Source organism: Cryobacterium sp. LW097 (genome assembly GCF_002205495.2).
Classification (GTDB): Bacteria; Actinomycetota; Actinomycetes; order Actinomycetales; family Microbacteriaceae; genus Cryobacterium; species Cryobacterium zongtaii.
Genome location: NZ_CP021992.1, coordinates 3,552,576 through 3,573,440 on the forward strand (window position 1 = coordinate 3,552,576; position 20,865 = coordinate 3,573,440).

Consider the following 20,865-nt stretch of genomic DNA (forward strand, 5'->3'; position numbering starts at 1 on the left):
CGCGAATACTTGAGTGGACTCGGCTCAAGTTTAGACTGGAGGTGGCGGATACGCTACCAGGGCACCTACTTCGCGGTGGCCGGCTTTCGGGCCGCGTGGAGCGCGAGGAAGTCGCGCACGTCGCCGGCCTCGGCGTCGTCGATTCCGTGGGCGAGGCCCGGGTAAATGCGTTCGACCAGGGTGGAGTGCCGCGGCAGGTAGGCGCTGGTGCGCGTGATCGCGGCCTCAGCGATGACCCGGTCCTCGGCGCCGCGACCCCAGAAGACGGCCGGGCGCGTCTCGGCGAGGGTCGCGTCGCCGGGCTGCTCTGCAGCCAGAACGAAACCGCCGAGCACGACGGGGGCGAGCACCCGCTCGGGCCGGGTGCGCAGCAGCTGGCTGGCCATCAGGCCGCCCTGCGAGAAGCCGATCGGGATCACCCGGGTGCCGGGAGCCAGGTTCGCATCGACCCAGGCCCAGATCGTCTCGGTGGCCTCGGCGACAGGCCGGGCGTCGGGGTTTCCGGGCGTGGTGATCGGGAACCAGGCCGCGCCACCGGTGCCGAGTTCGAGCGGCGCGCGCAGCGACGCCCACGGCAGGGCGAGCCCGAACGCCGGGATCAGGCCGGTCAGGTCGTGTTCGTTCGAACCATAGCCGTGCAGGAGCAGCGCGACCGCGGGTTCGGTGGTGCCGTCGGCCGGCCAGGCGGACGAGCGCACATCCCGCAGCTGCGGGGTCATCGGGCGATCAGCTCGTCGGTGGTGAGGTCGGGCAGCGCCACGGTGACCTGGGTGCCCCACGGGTCGGCGACCGTCACGGAGCGGCCGTCTCCGGCGAACGGAATCGACCGGGCGGTGAGGCGGGCGGTGAGGGAGTGCAGGTCAGCGACGGCGGGCACCGTCACGGCCACGTCACCGAGGCCGAGGCTCGCCGCGCGGGGGCCCGAGCCACGGCTGTTCCAGGTGTTCATGGCGATGTGGTGGTGGTAGCCACCCGCGGAGGCGAAGAGCGCGCCCGGGTAGCTGCCCTGGGTGGCCTCGAAGCCGAGCGCGTCGACGTAGAACGCCCGCGCCGTCTGGATGTCGCCGACCTGCAGGTGCACGTGCCCGACCGCGCCGGGCAGGGCGGAGCCGGCATCGACGATTGCCTGATCGAGGTGACCCTGCAGGTAGGCGTTGGGGTCGAGGTACTCGGTGGCCATCCGGATCTGTTCGCCGTCGTGGATCCAGGTGCTGCGGTCCCGGTCGGTGTAGAGCTCGACGCCGTTGCCCTCCGGGTCGGTGAAGTAGAACGCCTCGCTCACGAGGTGGTCGCTGGAGCCGATGAAGATGCTGCGCGGGTCCTGCGCAGCGCGGTAGACCGTCGCCGCGAGGCTGCCGGGGGTCTCGAAGAGGAACGCGGTGTGGAACAGGCCGGCCTGGCGCGGGTCGACGCCGGGCAGGTCCGGGGTGTGGATGAGCCGCACCAGCGGCGTCGTTCCCCGGCCGAGCGCACGGTGCACCTCACGATTGCGACTGCGCTCCTCGAGGGGTTCCATCGCGAAGGCCCGGGAGTAGTAGTCAGACATGGTCTCGAGGTCACCGACCCGCAGGGTTACCGCGCCCATTGACGTGGCGGCGTCGAGGATCTGCTCGCGTGCTGTGTCGCTCATGATTGGCTCCCGGTCTCGCTACGAAATGCTTGTAGCTACAACCATACAGCACGTTCCTCGGCGATCAGACCGGACTGGTCAGCTGGATGAGATTGCCACAGGTGTCGTCCAGCATGGCCACGACCACTGGGCCCATCGGCGTGGCCGGCTGGGTGATTCTCACACCCTTCGCTTCCAGCTCACGAACGGTGGCGGCCACATCGTCAACGGCGAACGAGGTGGCCGGGATGCCGTCCCCGACCAGCGCCCGCTGGTACGCCTGCGCCGCCGGGTGCACGTCCGGCTCCAACAGCAGCTCGACGCCGTCGGGCTCGCCCGGGCCGACCACGGTGAGCCAGCGGTGTTCGCCCACCGGCACATCCGTCTTCGGCAGGAAGCCGAGCTTGTCGGTGTAGAAGGCCAGGGCCTTCGCCTGGTCGTCGACGAAGATGCTGGTGACGTGGATGCGGATCGGCATGGGATTCTCCTCGTTCGGTGGAGCGGAGGGGCGCGGTGCGCTGATCCTAATACGCACGAAAGCGGCCGTGTGGTTGCCTCGTTTGGATGAGGTGACCACACGGCCGCATTCGCGAGCTGCGCTTGCTCAGGCGACGGGCACGCCGACGCGGAAATTCGCGCCGTGGTGCTCGTCGGGCAGGCGGTCGCCGCGGCCGTGCAGCTTCTGCCGCAGGGTGCCCTCGGTGTACTCGGTGGGGTAGACGCCCCGTTTCTGCAGCTCGGGCACCACCCAGGTGACCACGTCTTCGAAGGTGCCCGGCGTGATGGCGTAGGCCAGGTTGAACCCGTCCACGTCGGTCTCGGCCGCCCACTCCTCGAGCTGGTCGGCGATCTCCACACCGGAGCCCACAATGAACGGGCCGAGGCCGCCGATGGCGCCGGCCCGGGCGATGTCGCCGACGGTCCACTCGGAGCCGTCGTCGTTCGCGGCCTGAAAATTGGCCACGGCCGACTGGATGGCGTTGCTCTTGACGTTGCCGATCGGCTCGTCGAGCGCGAACTCGGACAGGTCGACCCCCATCCACCCGGACATGAACACCAGGGCGCCCTCCTCGCTGGCGTAGCTGAGGTAGTCGAGGTACTTGGCTTGAGCCTTCTCACTGGTCTCGTCGGTGATGATGGTGAGCAGCGTGTAGATCTTGGCCGAGTACCGGTCGCGGCCGGCCGCCTCGAGGGCATCGCGGATCTTGGTGACGGTGCCCGTGAGCACGGCCTTGGTCGACGCGGCCACGAAGATCGCTTCGGCGTTGCCGGCAGCGAACGCGATGCCGCGGCTGGAGGCGCCGGCCTGGTAGATCACGGGCGAACGCTGCGGCGACGGCTCGGAGAGGTGGATGCCCGGCACCTGGAAATGCTTGCCGGAGTGATTGATGGAGTGCACCTTGCTCGGGTCGGTGAAGACGCCGGTCTCGGTGTCGCGCACCACGGCGTCGTCCTCCCAGGAACCCTCCCACAGCTTGTACAACACCTCGAGGTACTCGTCGGCGTAGTCGTAGCGGTCGTCGTGCTCGAGCTGGTCTTCGTTGCCCATGTTGCGCGCGGCGGAGGGCAGGTAGCCGGTGACGACGTTCCAGCCGACCCGCCCCTTGGTGAGGTGGTCGAGCGTGGACATGCGGCGTGCAAAGGGGTACGGGTGCTCGTATGCGGTGCCGGCGGTGACACCGAATCCGAGGTGCTCTGTGACATATGCCATTGCGGGAATGACCAGGAGCGGGTCGGCGACGGGGATCTGTGCTCCGTTGCGGATCGCCGCCTCGTTGGTGCCGCCGTAGACGTCGTAGGTGCCCAGGACGTCGGCGAGGAAGATGCCGTCGAAGCGTCCCTTCTCGAGCAGCTTGGCGAGATCGGTCCAGTACCCGAGGTCGGTGTAGCTCTGCGACCTGTCGTCGGGGTGGCGCCAGAGGCCGGAGGACTGGTGGGCGACGCAGTTCATGTCGAAGGCATTGAAGCGAATCTGTCTGGGCATGGATCAATGCTCACCTCTTCGCGGCACGATCACATCCCTGCACGAAACACGACGTCACAGTGGGATGCGGCGCAGTATCTTCGAGCCGCCCTCAGCGGGCGATGCGTGAGTGCAAGATCCTGCACCCGCGCGGACGGTCGGGAGGGCCGGCGCGGCGGCCGGCTCCGAATGAATGGGGGTGCCTTTTCTCCCGGCCAGGTGCCATACTGGCCCGGCAACGCCCCGACCGAGCCAACGCCACCGGCGGCCGCGCACCGCATGACCACTCATCGAAGAGGAGTCCCGTGAGCACCGCGCTACTGTCCAATTTCATCAATGGCCACTTTGTGACACCGACGGGCTCCGCGCTGCTGGACATCGTCGATCCGACGACCGGGTCGATCGTGGCCCGGGCCCCGATCTCCACAGCGGGCGACGTCGACGACGCCATGCGCGCCGCCAAGGCCGCCTTTCCCGGCTGGAGCCGGAAGACCCCGGGCGAACGGCAGTTGGCGCTGCTGCGGCTGGCCGACGCCGTGGAGGCCAACAGCGACGCGATCGTGGAGGCTCAGCACCGCAACACCGGCCAGCCGCGCGCCACCATCGCCGCCGACGAGGTGGCCGCCGGGGCCGATCAACTGCGTTTCTTCGCCGGCGCCGCCCGACTGCTCGAGGGCAAGTCGGCCGGCGAGTACCTCGAGGGCATGACCTCCTGGGTGCGCCGCGAACCGATCGGGGTGGTGGGCCAGGTCACCCCGTGGAACTTCCCGTTCCTCATGGCCATCTGGAAGATCGGTCCGGCCCTGGCCGTGGGCAACACCCTCGTGCTCAAGCCCAGCGACACCACCCCTGAATCCACCCTCGAACTCGCCCGGATCAGCCAGGGCATCCTGCCGGACGGCGTGATGAACATCGTGCTCGGCGATGCGAGCACCGGTGCGTTCATCGTCGAGCATCCGGTGCCCGGCCTGGTCTCGATCACCGGCAGCGTGCGCGCGGGTATGGCCGTGGCTGCCGGCGCCGCGCACACCCTCAAGCGCGCTCACCTGGAGCTCGGCGGCAAGGCGCCCGCCGTGGTGTTCGGTGACGTCGACGTGGCCAAGGTCGCCTCGGCGATCGCCGACTTCTCCTTCTATAACGCCGGCCAGGACTGCACGGCCATCACCCGGGTGCTCGTGCACGAGTCGATCCACGACGAATTCGTGGGCGCGTTCACGGCCGAGGCCGAGCTGCGCATCACCGGGTCCGCCGACGACGCCGACAACTACTTCGGGCCGCTCAACAACGTGCGGCACTTCACCGACGTGGTCGAGAAGGTGGAGGGCCTGCCGGCGCACGCGGTGATCAGCACCGGCGGCCACCGGGTGGGTGAGGCGGGCTTCTTCTTCGAACCCACCGTGGTGACCCAGGTGCGCCAGACGGATGCGATCGTGCAGGACGAGACATTCGGCCCGGTGATCACGGTGCAGAGCTTCGGCACCGAGGAGGAGGCCATCGCCATGGCCAATGACGTGCGCTACGCGCTGGCCTCGAGCGTCTGGACCCGCGACCATGCCCGGGCCCTGCGGGTCTCCCGCGACCTCGACTTCGGCGCTGTCTGGATCAACACGCACATCCTGCTGACCGCCGAGATGCCGCACGGCGGATTCAAATACTCCGGCTACGGCAAGGACCTGTCCATGTACGGCGTCGAGGATTACACCCGCATCAAGCACGTGATGAGCGCACTCGAATGAGCTTCCATCCTCTCGACCCCCTGACCGGCCCCGAGTTCACCCAGGCGGCGGCCGTGCTCGCCCGTGAGCACGGGGTGGGTGCGGGCTGGCGGTTCGCCTCGATCGAACTTGTCGAGCCGGCCAAGGCCGCCATCGCCGAATTCGAGGCCACCGGTGTCGCCCCGGAGCGCCGGGCGCGCCTGGTGGTGCTGCATCGCGCCCAGAACCACACCTGGGTGGCGGTGGTGTCGCTGCGCACCGACGCCCTGCTCGAGTGGGGTCAGGTGGTGGGTGTGCAGGCCAACTTCACCGTCGATGAGTGGGAAGAGGCCGACGCGGCGCTGCGGGCGCATCCGGAGGTCGTGGCCGCACTGGCCAAACGCGGCATCACAGACCTCGAGAACGTCTTCATCGACACCTGGACCTACGGCGACGCCGTGATCCCCGACGTCTACCGCGGCCTGCGCCTGGGTTGGGCCGACGTCTGGGTGCGCAGCGGTGCCGGCGCCAACCCCTACGCGGGACCGGTCAGCGGGCTGCACTTCGTGATCGACGTGAACACCATGAACCTGCTCGAAATCGAGGACACCTTTGCCGTGGACCCGCCGAGCGTGATGGGCGAGTACGTGCCGCACCTGGTGCCGGAGCGCATCCGCACCGCGAGCACGAGGCCGCCGTTGAAGCCGCTGGACATCGTGCAGCCGGAGGGCCCGAGCTTCAGCGTGGACGGCAACCTGGTGCAGTGGCAGAACTGGTCGCTTCGAGTGGGATTCAACTATCGCGAGGGCATGACGCTGCACAGGGTGACCTACACGGATGCCGGCCGCGAGCGCCCGATCGCCAACCGGCTCTCGTTCGCCGAGATGGTGGTGCCGTACCGCGACCCGAGCGTCGACCACTTCCGCCGCACCGCGTTCGACATCGGCGAGTGGGGCCTGGGGTTCATGACCACGTCGCTGGAGCTCGGCTGCGACTGCCTGGGCGAGATCCGCTACCTCGATGCCGTGCTGCACAACAGCGCCGGCGAGCCGTACTCGATCCCCAATGCCTTCTGCATCCACGAGGAAGACAACGCCGTGCTCTGGAAGCACGTCGACCACGACGGCGGCGCGGAGGTGCGCCGGATGCGCCGGCTGGTGGTGTCCTTCCACGTGACCGTGGCCAACTACGAGTACCTCGTCTACTGGCGGTTCTACCAGGACGGCAACATCGAGTGTGAGGTGCGCGCCACCGGCATCATGGTGGTCACCCACCTCGAGCCCGGCCAGCCGCACCCCAACGGCACCCTCGTCGACGAGCGCACCTACGCGCCGTTCCACCAGCACTTCATCGTGGCCCGGATGGACCTCGACATCGACGGCCCGGCCAACACCGTGTACCGCAGCGAGACCCGCATCGAACCGATCGACGCTGCCAACCCCCTCGGGCTGGCACTCACCCAACAGAACACCCCGATCGAGACCGAGGGCTTCGATGACTTCGACTGGAACACCCAGCGGGCCTGGAAGGTGGTCAACGAGCAGACCCTGAACGGGCTCGGCACCCCGGTGTCGTACAAGCTCGTGCCGGGCGGCGCCATCCCGTCGTTCTTCCACCCCGAAGCCCCTGCCCTCACCCGGGCTCAGGTGATCGGCCACACGGTGTGGGTCACTCCCAACGACGACGCTCAGCGTTGGCCCTGCGGCGAGTTCGTGAACCAGAGCGGCGTCGACCACGGCCTGCCCGAGTGGATCCAGGCCGGCCGAGCCGTACGCGATACCGATGTGGTGCTCTGGTACACCTTCGGCATCCACCACATCACCCGGCCGGAGGAATGGCCGGTGATGCCGGCCGACATCGTCTCGTTCTGGTTGAAGCCGGTGGGCTTCTTCGACCGCAACCCGTCGCTGGACGTGGAACCGAGCGCCGCGCACTGCGCCCCGGGAATGGAGCACGGCGGGATGGCCGACCACCCACACGAGCACAGCAGCCATGAACACAGCACGGACGAACACAGCATGGACGAACACAGCACGGATGAACACAGCACGAATGAACACAGCACGGATGCGCCGGCCACGGAACCAAGGAGAACAGCGTGACGCGAGTACCGAACTATGTGGTGGCCTACGAGGCCACCGCCCAAGGCCGCGAGGCCCTCGAGCTGGGCATCGCGATGGCCAGGATCACCGCGGCCGAACTGCGCATCTGCCTGGTGTTGCAGCGCGTCACCGCGGCCCCGGCGAAGATCCACGCCGCGAGCAGCGACTTCGAGGTTCTCCTGGCCGACCAGGCCACGAAGTGGCTCGAGCAGGCCGCCGGCTGGGTGCCCGCCGATGTCACGTCCACGACCCATCTGCTCTGGGCCGACTCCACATCTGAGGGCCTGATCCAGGCCAGCGCAGACCTCGATTCCGACCGGATCGTGGTGGGCGCCGCCCGCGGCGGACTGTTCAACAGGTTCACCATCGGCAGCGTCGCCAACGCCCTCTTGCATGCCTCCCCCGTACCCGTTGCCCTCGCCCCACACGGGTACCGCGCGCCGGCCCAGCTCACCCGGATCACCTGCGCCATCGGCACCCGGCCGGGCTGGGAAGCCCTGCTCGACTCGCTGGTGGCATTCTCCGACGGGCTGAGAGTGGACCTGCGCTTCGTGACCCTGGTGGAGGTCGACGCGGCCCGCGAGAAGCAGTCACCGGCCGCCGCGGGCAGCACCGCCCACCTCGACGCCGTGCTCGCCTACTACGAGCGGCACTCGACCAGCCACGGCGTCATCACGACCGAGGTCGGCACCGGCAAGAGCGTCGAAGACGCGGTCGAGGCCCTCGACTGGCGGCCCGATGAGCTCGCATTCGTCGGGTCAAGCCGGCTGGCCGCGCCGCGCACGATCTTCCTCGGCATCACCGCCCACCGCATGCTGCACGCCCTGCCGGTGCCGCTCGTCGTCGTCCCGACCTCGGCCACCCGCACCTGATCCAACCCGTTCGCTGATTTCGACCCGTAGCTGATCCGACCAAAGGACAGGTTCATGGCACAGTCATCCGCCTCCGGCGCCACGCCGGCCACCACCTCCACCTCATCCAGCGCCGGCGGTCTGTCCGCCAAGGGCCTGAGTGCCGGCAGCGTGGGCCTCCTCGGCGCCACCGTGATCGGCATCTCCTGCATCGCCCCCGCGTACACTCTCACCGCCTCGCTCGGCCCCACCGTCGCGGCCGTGGGCACCCAGATGCCGGGGATCTTCATGGTCGGCTTCATCCCGATGCTGCTCGTGGCGCTCGGCTACCGCGAACTCAACAACGCCATGCCGGATGCCGGCACCTCGTTCACCTGGGCGACCCGCGCGTTCGGGCCGTGGCTGGGCTGGATGGGTGGCTGGGGTCTGATCGTGGCCACGGTGGTGGTGCTGTCCAACCTCGCCGGGGTGGCCGTGGACTTCTTCTACCTGATGCTCGCGCAGCTGTTCGACAACCCCGGCCTGGCCGACCTGGCCGGCAACGTCTGGATCAACATCTTCACCTGTCTGGTCTTCATGGTCGGCGCCTGTTACGTCTCCTATCGGGGCATGGAGGCCACCAAGATGGTGCAGTACGTGCTCGTCGCATTCCAGCTGCTCGTGTTGATCTGGTTCAGCGTCGCGGCGCTCATCCACTTCTCCGACGGCACCGCGTTCGACGCCCTCGGCTTCAGCGCCAGCTGGTTCAACCCGTTCCTCACCCCGTCGTTCTCGGCATTCGCCGCCGGGGTGTCGCTGTCGATCTTCATCTACTGGGGCTGGGACGTCACGCTCACCATGAACGAGGAGACCAAGGACCCGGCCCGGACGCCTGGCCGGGCGGCGACCCTCACGGTGGGCATCATCTTCGTGCTGTACATCCTGGTCGCGGTGTCGGCGCTGATGTTCTCCGGTGTCGGCACCGGCGAGCTGGGTCTGGGCAACGAAGACATCCAGGGCAACGTCTTCGCGGCGCTGGCCGGCCCGGTGATGGGCCCGTTCGCGATCCTGATGTCGCTGGCCGTGCTGTCCAGTTCGGCGGCCTCGCTGCAGTCCACCTTCGTGGGCCCTGCCCGCACGATGCTCTCGATGGGTCACTACCGAGCGTTCCCCAAGCGGTTCGCCTCGATCAGCCCGCGGTTCAAGTCGCCGGGTTTCGCGACCGTGATCGCCGGTGTGGTGGCCTGGGGGTTCTACGCGGTGATGCGGGTGCTGAGCACCGATGTGCTCACCGACACCATCCTCACCCTGGGCATCATGATCTGCTTCTACTACGGCGTCACGGCGTTCGCCTGCGTCTGGTTCTTCCGCCGCGAGGTGTTCTCCAGCACCCGGGCGTTCCTGCTCAAGCTGCTCGCCCCGCTGCTGGGCGGCATCATCCTGGCCGTGATCTTCGCCACGACCCTGATCGACAGCACCAATCCCGACTACGGCAGCGGCTCGGAGATCGGCGGCGTCGGCCTGGTGTTCATCCTCGCGATGGTCCTCTTCCTCACCGGCATCGTCCTGATGCTCATCATGCGCAGGGTCGACCCGGCCTTCTTCCAGGGCAAGACCCTGACCAAGGGCACCTCCCGCGACGCGTGAGTCTTGTCTCGGGATCGGCGCCGTTCCGGCCGTGGTTGACTGTCTGCCATGGGGAAGTGGAGCGGTGACACCTGGCTGGGCTGGGCTCTCGTGCTGTTCTGCCTGTCGCTGGCATCGACATTCATTGCCGGTGTCGCCGGGTTCAATTTTGACCCAGACGATTATCCGAGCTCCTATTACGCCGCTCGGGTTCCCGGCCTTGTCGGGGTCATGGTTGTGTCGCTGGTGATTCCGGCGCTGGCTGCCGCGGCATCGGTCTTGTCCGCGCGTGCCGAACCACGTGAGGCGCGGCGGACCACGACCGCGACAGTCATCCTGGTTCTGGCGCTGTCATCTGTCTGGTTGTGCTTGGTGCTCGGGATCGACTCGGTGCAGCAGGCCATCGAATTCTCTGAGCATGCTCCGATGTAGGTGCCGAGGTCCGCTGCGGCGCAGTTGAGCCGCCCGACCGGCACCATCCGCTCACCTCGCTGAACACACTCTCAGGCGGCCGCCCCTCCCGGACAGCTTCTGGTTGTTTCCCTTTCACCTTCGATTCGTACACTCCCCAGTGATCGGCTTCACAAGGTCTGACTGTGGAAAGTGACGTGTGCGATGTCGTATTTTGTGGAACTGGTCGATCACCGCCTGGCCAGGCTGCTCACCCCCGCCAGGCGGGATTGGCTTCGGAGTCCCCGCACCCTGCTGCTCGGCTTCCTCGGGCTGCACCTGCTCTTCCTGTTCGCGCTGCTGCCGACCATCCTCACCGGCCGGGTGCTGGGCGACCTGCCGCTCTATCGGGTCTGGGCCGAGCAGGCGCTGGCCAACGGCGTGTGGCAGGGCATCGACGTCGAGTGGGTGTATCCCATCGGCGCGATCGTGCCGATCGTGCTGGCGGATGCGGCCGGCCCACTGCTGTACCAACTGCTCTGGTTCGTGATGACCGGGGCCCTCAACGCCGCGGCCATCGGCATCCTCACCGACTGGGGCCGCGATCGGGCCGGCTACCGGGCGGCCTGGTTCTGGCTGGCCTTCAGCCTGCTGCTCAGCCCCGTCGGACTGCTGCGCCTCGAGGGGCTCAGCGCCCCACTGGTGATCATGGGCCTGGTGCTGGTGGCCCGCCGCCCCGTGCTGGCCGCCGCCCTGCTCACCGCGGCGACCTGGATCAAGGTCTGGCCGGCCGCGGTGCTGCTCGCCGTCGTGGCGGCGAGCCGGCGCCGGGTGAGCGTGGTCGTCACCGGCGGAGTGATCACGGCCGGTATCGCCGGCGCCGTCTGGGCGGCCGGAGGCCTGCGGTTTCTGACCGGCTTCGTCACCATGCAATCCGACCGGGCCCTGCAGCTCGAGGCGCCGGTGACGACCCCGTGGGTGTGGCTGGCCGCGATGGGCCAGCACGGCACCACGATCTACCAGAACCACGCCATCGCCACCCGCGAAGTGAGCGGCCCCGGCGCCGGCTTCGTGGCGGCCGCCATGACCCCGCTGATGTTCCTGGTCATCGCCGGCATCTTCGTTCTGCTCCTGCTGGCCCTGCGTCGCAGCCGCGACAACGCCCAGCTGGTGCTTCTGGGCGCATTGGCCCTGGTGACCACGTTCGTGGTGCTCAACAAGGTGGGTTCGCCGCAGTACATGCTGTGGATCGCCCCGGTCGTGGCCGTCGGCGTGGCCCACGACTGGGTTGTCTGGCGGGTGCCGGCCTATCTCACGATCGTGATCGGCGGGTTGACCACCCTGATCTTCCCGATCTTCTACCTGCCCCTGGTGCACGGGGATGCCGGTGCGATCCTGCTGCTCACCGTGCGCAACGCTCTGCTCGTGGTGCTGCTCGGCTGGTCGGTCCTGGCCCTGTGGCGCACGGCCTTCGCGAGCTCGCCGGCATCCGTATCGGGCGTCAGCGCGCCGGAGCGCGTGGCCTGGCCACCCGCTGACGCCACCAGTTTGCGGGGCGACCCGGCCACACGAGGCAGAATAGGGAGGTGACTGCTACAACGACCTTCGCCCTCGTCCGCCACGGCCAGACCGATTGGAACGCCATCGGGCGCATCCAGGGGGCCACCGATGTGCCCCTCAACGACGTGGGCCGGGGCCAGGCCACGGAGGCGGTCGCACCGCTCTCGCAGTACGAATGGGACTTCGTCGTGGCATCGCCGCTGTCCCGTGCGGCCGAGACGGCCGACATCATCGCCGCGGACCTGGACCTCGAGGTGACCCGCCACCTGCCCGGCCTCGTCGAGCGCAACTACGGACCGGCGGAGGGGCTCTCCGCCGGACCCACGCTCGACGCCCTGCGGGCCGACGGCGACTCCGGCAGCTTCCGTGGTGCCGAGGCGGCGCTCAGCGTGTCCAACCGCGGCCTTGGTGCGCTGCGCCAGCTCGCCGAGGACTACCCGGGCGCCCGCATCATCGTCGTCTGCCACGGCACCCTGATTCGCCTCAGCCTGATGGCCGCCCTCGAGCGGGACATCCCGCCGATCCTGAACGCGGCAATGTCGGTCGTGCAGTTCAGCCCCGAGGCCGGCTGGACCGCATCCGTCATCAACAACGAGCCGCTCGAGGCCGACGCCGTGGCCCTCGCCGGCTAACTGTTCCCGCTGCGGACAAATGGTCCCGGCACACCGGGCGCATATGTCCGCATGGGCAACAGTTGCGGCTGCCTGACCGGCTAGCGACGGGTGGACACTGTCACGGTGAACTTGGTGTTGCGGCCGACCTGATGGGTCGGGCCCACGATGCGGGTGAGGGCGGGGCGATAGCCGAGGTGGGTGTTCCACACGGTCCACAATTCGCCGCCGGGGCGCAGGACTCTGGCCGCATCCTCGAAGAGCTTCAGGGCGATGCCGGCGTGCACCGACGACCCGATGTGGAACGGCGGGTTCAGCAGGATCAGCTCGGTGGACGCGTCGGGTTGCGCGCTCAGCGCGTCGTCGCGCAGCACCCGCACCCGATCCATTACGCCGTTGGCCGACATGGTGGCCAAGGCGGAGGCGACGGCCGCGGCGGACTGGTCGCTCGCCACCAGCTGCAGGCCGGGGCGACGCTGGGCGAGGGCGGCCGCGAGCACCCCGGTACCGCAGCCCAGGTCGACGGCGGTGACGGCATCCGGCTTCATGCGGTCGAGGAATTCGAGCAGGTAGCGGGTGCCGATGTCGATGGTGGTGCCGGCGAAGGCGGCGCCGTGGGCGCAGACGGTGAGACCCAGGTCGGGGTGCTCGACCGTACGCGGCCACGCCGGGCCGGCCTGGTCAGTGCTGTCCGAGACCGTCGGCTGCGTAATGATCAGGACACGCGACTTCTGCCGCGCCGGAGTGACGTGCAGCTCGCCGAAGTGCCGGCGCAGCACCTCGTTCATGGCCACAGTCATGTGCTTGATGCGGCCACCGGCGACCACGGTCACGTCGGGGGCGGCGAAGCGGGCGATGGTGCCGGCCAGCTCGTCGAGGGCGGCCAGGCTGCGCGGCAGCTGCAGCAGCACCAGGCGGGCCCCGGTGAACAGCTCGGCGCCCAGCTGCACATGCCGGTACGCCCCGGTGAGGCCGGCCAGGTCGGGCACGCTGCTCGCCAGATCGGCCGCGTTGTGATCGAGGGCGTGTTCGCCGGAGAGCGGGTCCTGGTAGACGCGCACCTCAGGCTGCGCTCCCAGCCGCGCGGTCAGCTGCGCCGCCGCCGCGAGCGTCAGGGCACCGTAGTGGTCCTCGAGCACCACGACCTCGCCGACACCGGCCGCGGCCAGTCCCGCCGCGGCCTCGTCCAGGATCAGCCGGTCGCTCGCGTCGACGGCGAAAAGATTGGTCGCCTCGACATCGGGCCAGCGGCGCAGGCGCTCGAAAGGAAAGTCAGGCATCCGCTCAGAATAGCCGCCAGGGACTCGAACGGCTCAGCGAGGCCGGTGCGGCGTGGGACAATAAGAGACCCCTTCACCCAACCGTCACGGACACCGCACCTTATGGCCCACAACCTCAGCGATCTGCAGATCGCGCGCCTCGTCGGGCCACAGGCATATTCGCGTGGGGTGCGTTACGCCAAGGAGGGCCGGGTTGAAGACCAGGTCTGGCAGCTGGGCGGCAGCCGCCTGCTCGGCACCGTCGGCGGCACCCAGGCCCGACCCTACGACGTCACCGTGACATTTCAGCAGGATTCCAACGGCACCGTGGTGCGCGCATCCGGCACCTGCAGCTGCCCGATGGGCCTGAACTGCAAGCACGTCGTCGCACTGCTGCTGGCCAGCCGGTCCACGGCCGCCGACCTCGCCCGTGCACGCTCGGCAGATTCCCAGCGTCCCCACACCAGTGCCCCCGCCACCTGGCAGAGTGCCCTGGCACCGCTCACCAGGGCGCCGGAGGCCGAGGCGCCGACGGGCACCGCCCTCGCCCTGCAGTTCGAGTTACTGCCGCCGCCGCGCGCCGCGCGGCTGCCCGCCCCGAGCGTGTCGCTCGCCCGCCTGGGCGTGCGCCCGATGGTGCGCGGCAAGAAGGGCAAGTGGATCCGCGGCAACCTCACCTGGGACAACCTCTCCTACTCCCGCGGCATGCTCAACCGCGCCCAGTTGCGGGTGCTCTCCGCCATCTTCGAGCTCTACTCCTCCGGCCAGCGTTACCACGTGACCACCGACCCGTGGCTGCACCTGGACGGGTTCGCCAACCGCGCCCTCTGGGGTCTGCTCGGCGAGGCCCGCGAGGCCGGCATCCCCTTCATCGGCACCACACCCGGGCAGGAGCCGGTGACGGTCTCGGACGAACCCGCCGAACTGTCGCTCGACATCCGCCGCGACCACGGCGGCCTCACCCTCTCCCCCACCGTCTCCCTCGGCGGCCAGTTGCTCGACCGCAGCGCCCTCGGTTACATCGGTGACCCGGCGCACGGCCTGTTCACCTGGACGACCACCAGCACCGACGTGCGCCTCACCATCGCCCCACTCGCGCGCCAGCTCGGCCGCGACCTGCGGGTTCTCGCCTCGGCGCACACCCCCATCACGATTCCGCCCGACGAGGAGAACGTCTTCCTCGCCGACTTCTACCCGTTCCTGCGCGGCCAGCTCTCGCTGATCAGCACCGACGAGTCGTTCGAACTGCCCGACACCGCCCGCCCGGTGCTGGCCCTGTCGATCATCGCCCACGCGGATGCCCGCATCGGCTTGCACTGGGAGTGGCAGTACACCGGCGGTGCCGGCGCCTCGGGCGCCCCGGCCATCGCGCCCCTGCACGGCCCGGCCACCGACGACGCCCCGGCCGGCTACCGGGACACGGCCGACGAGGCCCGCATCCTGCATGCCGTCAGCGGCATATTCGCGGGATTCCCCGCCCACCAGCCGGCCTTGTTCGCCGCGGAGCTGACCGGTTCAGCCGGGGCTGCCGATTCCGCGGGCATCCTGCGCGCCGACGCCACCCTCGACGGCGCCCGCATGATCGAGTTCCTCGAGGCCGTGCTGCCGGTGCTCGAGGCCACGGACGACCTGCTCGTGCAGTTCGTCGGCGACGCCCCGGAGTACCGCGAGGCCGCCGAGCCGCCCACCCTCACCTTCGCCACCTCGGCGCGGGCCGAGAGCCGGGACTGGTTCGACCTCTCGGTGCGGGTCACCGTCGACGGCGAGGATGTGCCCTTCGACGAGGTCTTCAGGGCCCTGGCCACCGGCCAGGAACTGATGATCCTGCCGGACGGCACCTACTTCAGCCTGGACCGGCCCGAACTGCAACAGCTGCGCCACCTCATCGAAGAGGCCCGCGGCCTGCAGGATTCCCCGAACGACTCGCTGCGCATCAACCGGGCCCAGTCCGACCTCTGGGAGGAACTGCAGGACCTCGGCAGTGCCGAAGCCGAGGCCGCCGCCTGGCGTGACACCCTCGCCGGCCTCGCCGACGGCGCCACGATCGCGCACCGGGAGCTGCCCGCCGCCGTGCAGGCATCGCTCCGGCCCTACCAGCAGACCGGGTTCGACTGGCTCGGCTTCCTCTACGACACCGGCCTCGGCGGCGTCCTCGCCGACGACATGGGCCTGGGCAAGACCCTGCAGGCCATCGCTCTCATCGTCGATGCCCGCGAACGACAGAGCGAACGCCGCCCGTTCCTGGTCGTCGCGCCCACCAGCGTGGTGCACAACTGGGCCACCGAGTGCGCCAGGTTCGCCCCCGGCCTCTCGGTCGCCGCGATCACCGAGACCACCGCCAAGCGCGGTGCGTCTCTGGCCGAGGCCGTGACCACGGCGGATGTCGTGATCACCTCGTACACCCTGTTCAGGCTCGATTTCGACGAGTACGACGCCGTCAGCTGGGCGGGCCTGCTGCTCGACGAGGCCCAGTTCGTGAAGAACCACAAGTCCAGGGCGCACCAGTGCGCCAAGCGGCTGCAGGCCCCGTTCAAGCTCGCCATCACCGGCACGCCGCTGGAGAACAACCTGATGGAACTGTGGTCGCTGCTCTCGATCACCGCCCCCGGCCTGTTCCCCAGCGCCGCCCGCTTCTCCGACTACTACCAGCGGCCCATCGAGACGCAAGCCGACGGTGACAGGCTCGGCCAGCTGCGCCGGCGCATCCGCCCGTTCATGCTGCGCCGCACCAAGGACCAGGTGGCCAGCGACCTGCCCGCCAAGCAGGAGCAGGTGCTCGAACTCGAACTGCACCCGCGCCACCGCCGGGTGTATCAGATGCACCTGCAGCGCGAACGGCAGAAGGTGCTCGGACTGCTCGGCGACCTCAACCAGAACCGGTTCGAGATCTTCCGGTCGATCACCATGCTGCGCCAGCTCAGCCTGGATGCGAGCCTGTACGACGACAAGTACGCCGACATCCCCTCGAGCAAGCTGGATGTGCTCATGGAGCTACTCGAAGACGTCGTCGCCGAGGGGCACCGCACTCTGATCTTCAGCCAGTTCACCGGCTATCTCGCCAAGGTGCGCACCCGCCTCGACGCCGCCGGCGTGACTTACTCCTACCTGGACGGGCGCACCCGCAACCGGGCCGCGGCGATCGACGGGTTCAAGAACGGCGACACCTCGGTGTTCCTGATCAGCCTCAAGGCCGGTGGCTTCGGCCTCAACCTCACCGAGGCCGACTACTGCATCCTGCTCGACCCCTGGTGGAACCCCGCCGCCGAGGCGCAGGCCGTTGACCGGGCACATCGCATCGGCCAGACCAAGAACGTGATGGTCTACCGTCTGGTGGCCACCGACACGATCGAGGAGAAGGTGATGGCGCTCAAGGCCGTCAAGGCCAAACTCTTCGACAGCGTCATGACCGATGGCGGCGCCCAGGGAACCGGCCAGGGGCTCACAGCCTCCGACATCCGCGAACTGCTCGAGTAGCGCCAGACGTGACCGATATTCCCGCCGGCCCGGCGGCCGACCAGGCTGTCGATCACGCCGTCGACCAGGCCGTCGAGGCCCGCGAGCGGCTCAAGCAGGCCGCTCGGCGCGCCCACCGCAGCCGGTCGGTGCGGGCCTCCGCCCGGCTCGGGCTGCTCGCCAACGGCCTGGTGCACGCCCTGATCGGAGGAATCGGCCTGCGCATCGCGAACGGCCAGCCCGGCGAAGCCGACCAGCTCGGCGCGCTGAGCGCCATCGCAAACGGCCCCGGCGGCATTGCCGTGCTCTGGTTGTCGACGGTGTCGTTGTGGGGCCTGGCGCTCTGGCAGGGCACCAACGCCGCGTTTAGCGTGGCGCCCAATCGACGGGTCCTCGTGTTCCGCCGCTGCCTCAACGTCGGCAAGGCCCTCGGCTTCGCGCTGCTGGGCACCGTCACGTTCGCGGTCGCGCTCGGCGCCAGGGCCGGCGGCGCCGAGACGGTGCGGCGCGCCGACGACGCCATCGTGGAGAGCCCCGTGGGCCTGTTCCTGCTGCTGGTCGTGGGCAGCACCGTGGCCATCATCGGCGGCGGCCTCGTCTGGCGTGGTCTGCGACGCAACTTCCGCGAGGAGCTGCGCTACCTCTGGGGGCCCACCAAGGTCATCGTGCTCGGCCTGGGAGTGTTCGGCCACGTCACCAAGGGGATCGCGTTCCTGGTCACCGGCGGGCTACTGCTCGCCGCCGCCGTGTTCGCCGATGTGCGCTGGGTGGGTGGCCTGGACGCCGGGCTGCGCTACCTGCTCACCCTGCAATCGGGCCCGATCCTGCTCAACGTCGTCGCTGCGGGCCTGATCGCTTTCGGACTGTACCTGGTGGCCCGGGCGGCGTTCCTGCGGCACTAACAGCCGAACAGCGCAGTCAGGCTGAGAGTTGGATGAGGGCCCGACGATCTGCTTCAATTTCGAAGTACTCTGTGGGCATGGACATTCGCGAGATCCCCCTCACCGCCGCCGACGGCTCCACCACCTCGCTGGCCGAGTACGCCGACAAGGTTGTGCTCGTGGTCAACGTCGCCTCCCGCTGCGGCCTGACACCGCAGTACGAGACCCTCGAACAGCTGCAGCGCACGTACGCCGACCAGGGCTTCACAGTGCTCGGCTTCCCCTGCAACCAGTTCGCCCTCGGCGAGACCGGATCGAGCGAGAAGATCGCCGAATTCTGCTCCACCACCTACGGCGTCACGTTCCCGCTGATGGAGAAGACGAAGGTGAACGGTGGCTCCCAGCATCCGCTCTACGCCGAGCTCACCCAAACGCCGGATGGCGCGGGCAAGGCCGGCAAGGTCAAGTGGAACTTCGAGAAGTTCGTGATCTCGCCCTCCGGTGCGGTCCAGCGGTTCCGCCCGACCACCCTGCCCGACTCCCCCGAGGTCATCGCGGCTATCGAGTCCGGCCTGGCGGAGCTGAAGCCCGCCGCCTAACCGTTCTCGGAGTTCGGCACCCCGTAGGACGCCGCGCTGTGCATCTCGATGGCCACATACGGTTCGTTGCCGACCACCCAGGCGTTGTGCCCGGACGGAATGAGGTAGGAATCGCCGACGGTGATGGTGGCCGTGGCGCCGTCGTCGAGCATGACCTCCAGGGTGCCCGACAGGCAGTAGCCCACGTGCAGGAGGCGACAGGAATCGGTGTTCACCGTCGGCTTGATGTTGTCGGCCCACGTCCAGCCCGGCTGCATCGTCATGCGGCCGACCGAGAACTCGTCCAGGTGGTTCAGTTCCAGCAGAGTCTTCTCCGGCGCGCGACGCTCGTCAGGCGTGCTGTGCGACTTGACCTGCAGGGTGTGCGCAGTGGTGGCCATGGTGTCTTCCCAACTCTGGCGGGCCCATCAAGAAGGTCGGACACGCGGCCCACCCTGACGTGCCTGGCACGTGACCGAGCCAGACTAAACCCACCTGGCGAGGCCTGAAAGCCCGGGCTCGGATCTCCGTGAGCGAGCACCGACTGTTCCCCATCCAATAGTGGTTGCGGTGGGCGGCTAGGAACCGAACGCCAGGCGGGCGTCGGCATACGTGGCGGCGACCGTCGTGGTGCCGGTGCCGGTGCCGGTGCCAGTGCCAGTGCCGGTGGCGTCGGCGTTGATGTCGACGGGGGCGGGGGCGTCGTCGAAGCGGCGCACCGGTTGTGCGTCCAGGTCGCCGGGCTCCGTGGTCCAGGCGCGCGGGGTCCAGGCGGGCCAGCCGGGATCTCCGTCGTTGATGAAGGACACCGCGGCTCCGTGCACCTCGTCGGCCAGCCGCTGGGACGGGGCGGGACCGGCCAGCGCCGCCACCCGCGGGGCGTCCAGCGCATCGAAGAAGAACGGCAGATCGAGGCAGTGCAGCGCCCCGCCGAGGGTGGGCGAGCGCCACGCGAACGCCCAGAGCCAGCTGGGCGCCGCATCCGTTGTGGCGGCCTCTGCCCTCGCTTCGGCGACCCGCAGCATGACGCCGCGGATGGCGCGGTCGGAGGCGAACTGGCCCAGCAGTTCGGCGGTACCGAGCCTGTCGTGCGCCGCGGCGTACGCCCGCGCCGACGGCGCGGCGACGCCGAGACGGCCGAGCACTTCCGCGGCATCTTCGCCGGCCAACTCGTCGGTGAGGTCGGCTATGGCGAAGTTGAATTCGTGGTCGGTGCTGCCCAGCATCAACGGCTTGGCGGCGCCGATGCCCGCCCGCACGGCGTCGACCGTGGCCAACGGGACCAGGTCGCCGTCGACGACCGGTCCGAACGGGAGACCGGCGACGAGGGCGTTCGCGATCTCGCCCAGCGGGCCGGCGGGGGTGCCGGCGGCGAAGGCCGTCGCCCGCGGCTGCTCGGCGAGGATCTGGTTTTCGGTGAGCGCCCCGAGTCCCGCCCGGGTGGGCGCAACGCCGGCCAGGGCGGCCAGGCGCCGACCGGTCCGCTCCGCTTGGTCGGGCACGAGATAGGTGGCCACCCCGGAGATGACGATGGCCCGCGCGAACAGCGGTTGCGCCCGCGGCATCGTCAACAGGGTGAGCACGGCGCCGCCGCCCGCGGATTGCCCGGCGATCGTTACCCGGGCCGGGTCGCCGCCGAAGACCTGGATGTTGTCGCGTACCCACGCGAGCGCCAGCAGCCAGTCGAGCACGCCGCGGTTCAGCGGCGCATCCTCGATCCACCCGAAGCCGTCGAAGCCGAGCCGGTACGACACGTTCACGGTGACAACACCGTGCCGGTTGAAGTTCGCGCCGTCGTACCACGGGCTCGCTGCCGACCCGGAGGTGTAGCCGCCGCCGTGGATGTAGACCAGCACGGGCAGGCCGGCACCGGCGGGCGCCGGGGCGGGGTCGGGGGTGAACACGCTCAGGTTCAGCGTCGACTCGCCCGGGAAGCTGGGCTCGGGCACCAGAGTGCTGTCGCCACCGTCGATTCGTTGCGGGGTGGCGCCGGGGCTGCCGGCATCCCGCACGCCGGACCAGGCCGGGTGCGGCACCGGGGCCGCGAAGCGCAGCTCCCCGACCGGCGGGGCGGCGTAGGGAATGCCGAGGAACGCTGTCGACCCGGGGCGCCGGACGCCGCGGACGATCCCCGCCGTTGTCGTGACCTCGACGGTGTTCATGGGGCGCCCTTTCACTGAGACGGTGGTGGTGCACCGCGATTGAGGTTATCGCGCAGAGCGCCGCCGGGTCTGGCCCCGACGGCGTCCGGCGCGCAGAATGGATGCGCCACACCGCGGTGAGCATTCGCCGTGGACCGTTCACCGCGC

17 protein-coding genes are annotated in these 20,865 nt (G+C 69.2%); 10 read left to right on the top strand and 7 right to left on the bottom strand.

What is annotated here, in order from left to right; genetic code table 11:
• Positions 1 to 65: 65 nt before the first annotated feature.
• The 4 genes from B7495_RS16650 to B7495_RS16665 form a co-directional block, all read right to left on the bottom strand.
• Positions 66 to 719 carry an alpha/beta hydrolase gene (locus B7495_RS16650; RefSeq protein WP_088457571.1) on the bottom strand — a complete coding sequence of 218 codons (654 nt, stop codon included), beginning with the start codon at positions 717 to 719 and terminating at the stop codon, positions 66 to 68.
• Complete coding sequence (locus B7495_RS16655) at positions 716 to 1,630, bottom strand: VOC family protein (RefSeq protein WP_088457572.1); 915 nt, start codon at positions 1,628 to 1,630, stop codon at positions 716 to 718. Before B7495_RS16655 ends, B7495_RS16650 begins: the two co-directional genes overlap by 4 nt.
• Positions 1,631 to 1,694: 64 nt before the next feature.
• Complete coding sequence (locus B7495_RS16660) at positions 1,695 to 2,087, bottom strand: VOC family protein (RefSeq protein ID WP_088457573.1); 393 nt, start codon at positions 2,085 to 2,087, stop codon at positions 1,695 to 1,697.
• A 126-nt stretch (positions 2,088 to 2,213) separates the two neighbouring features.
• Complete coding sequence (locus tag B7495_RS16665) at positions 2,214 to 3,593, bottom strand: LLM class flavin-dependent oxidoreductase (RefSeq protein ID WP_088457574.1); 1,380 nt, start codon at positions 3,591 to 3,593, stop codon at positions 2,214 to 2,216.
• A gap of 284 nt (positions 3,594 to 3,877) precedes the next feature.
• Between B7495_RS16665 and B7495_RS16670 the strand changes: the two genes are divergently transcribed.
• The 7 genes from B7495_RS16670 to B7495_RS16700 all read left to right on the top strand — a co-directional run bounded on the left by B7495_RS16670 (position 3,878) and on the right by B7495_RS16700 (position 12,406).
• Complete coding sequence (locus tag B7495_RS16670) at positions 3,878 to 5,308, top strand: aminobutyraldehyde dehydrogenase (protein ID WP_240632292.1); 1,431 nt, start codon at positions 3,878 to 3,880, stop codon at positions 5,306 to 5,308.
• A complete protein-coding gene (locus tag B7495_RS16675; protein ID WP_088457576.1) occupies positions 5,305 to 7,368 on the top strand; it encodes a primary-amine oxidase in 2,064 nt (687 codons plus the stop codon). Before B7495_RS16670 ends, B7495_RS16675 begins: the two co-directional genes overlap by 4 nt.
• A complete protein-coding gene (locus B7495_RS16680) occupies positions 7,365 to 8,240 on the top strand; it encodes a universal stress protein (protein ID WP_240632293.1) in 876 nt (291 codons plus the stop codon). Before B7495_RS16675 ends, B7495_RS16680 begins: the two co-directional genes overlap by 4 nt.
• 54 nt (positions 8,241 to 8,294) lie before the next feature.
• A complete protein-coding gene (locus tag B7495_RS16685; RefSeq protein ID WP_088457577.1) occupies positions 8,295 to 9,845 on the top strand; it encodes an APC family permease in 1,551 nt (516 codons plus the stop codon).
• Positions 9,846 to 9,893: 48 nt separating this feature from the next.
• On the top strand, positions 9,894 to 10,256 hold the full coding sequence (locus B7495_RS16690) for a hypothetical protein (RefSeq protein ID WP_088457578.1): 363 nt from the start codon (positions 9,894 to 9,896) through the stop codon (positions 10,254 to 10,256).
• A 183-nt stretch (positions 10,257 to 10,439) separates the two neighbouring features.
• Positions 10,440 to 11,804, top strand: coding sequence for a glycosyltransferase 87 family protein (locus tag B7495_RS16695; RefSeq protein WP_088457579.1), 1,365 nt, complete (start codon positions 10,440 to 10,442; stop codon positions 11,802 to 11,804).
• On the top strand, positions 11,801 to 12,406 hold the full coding sequence (locus B7495_RS16700) for a histidine phosphatase family protein (RefSeq protein ID WP_088457580.1): 606 nt from the start codon (positions 11,801 to 11,803) through the stop codon (positions 12,404 to 12,406). Before B7495_RS16695 ends, B7495_RS16700 begins: the two co-directional genes overlap by 4 nt.
• Positions 12,407 to 12,486: 80 nt before the next feature.
• Here the strand turns inward: B7495_RS16700 and B7495_RS16705 are convergent, their stop codons facing one another.
• Complete coding sequence (locus B7495_RS16705; RefSeq protein WP_088457581.1) at positions 12,487 to 13,665, bottom strand: methyltransferase; 1,179 nt, start codon at positions 13,663 to 13,665, stop codon at positions 12,487 to 12,489.
• A gap of 102 nt (positions 13,666 to 13,767) precedes the next feature.
• Here B7495_RS16705 and B7495_RS16710 point away from each other — a divergent pair, with 102 nt between their 5' ends.
• From B7495_RS16710 to B7495_RS16720, 3 genes are all read left to right on the top strand, one after another.
• Positions 13,768 to 17,118 (top strand): DEAD/DEAH box helicase, encoded by a 3,351-nt coding sequence (locus B7495_RS16710; protein WP_088457582.1) that lies wholly within the window; start codon positions 13,768 to 13,770, stop codon positions 17,116 to 17,118.
• Positions 17,119 to 17,126: 8 nt separating this feature from the next.
• Entirely contained in the window at positions 17,127 to 17,999 is an 873-nt protein-coding gene (locus B7495_RS16715) for a DUF1206 domain-containing protein (RefSeq protein ID WP_088457583.1), read from the top strand.
• Between the two features lie 77 nt (positions 18,000 to 18,076).
• A complete protein-coding gene (locus tag B7495_RS16720; protein WP_088457584.1) occupies positions 18,077 to 18,577 on the top strand; it encodes a glutathione peroxidase in 501 nt (166 codons plus the stop codon).
• On the opposite strand, the gene B7495_RS16725 is transcribed toward B7495_RS16720, so the two are convergent.
• Positions 18,574 to 18,957, bottom strand: coding sequence for a cupin domain-containing protein (locus tag B7495_RS16725; protein WP_088457585.1), 384 nt, complete (start codon positions 18,955 to 18,957; stop codon positions 18,574 to 18,576). The genes B7495_RS16720 and B7495_RS16725 overlap by 4 nt on opposite strands.
• A gap of 177 nt (positions 18,958 to 19,134) precedes the next feature.
• Positions 19,135 to 20,718 carry a carboxylesterase/lipase family protein gene (locus tag B7495_RS16730; RefSeq protein ID WP_088457586.1) on the bottom strand — a complete coding sequence of 528 codons (1,584 nt, stop codon included), beginning with the start codon at positions 20,716 to 20,718 and terminating at the stop codon, positions 19,135 to 19,137.
• Between the last annotated feature and the right edge of the window lie 147 nt (positions 20,719 to 20,865).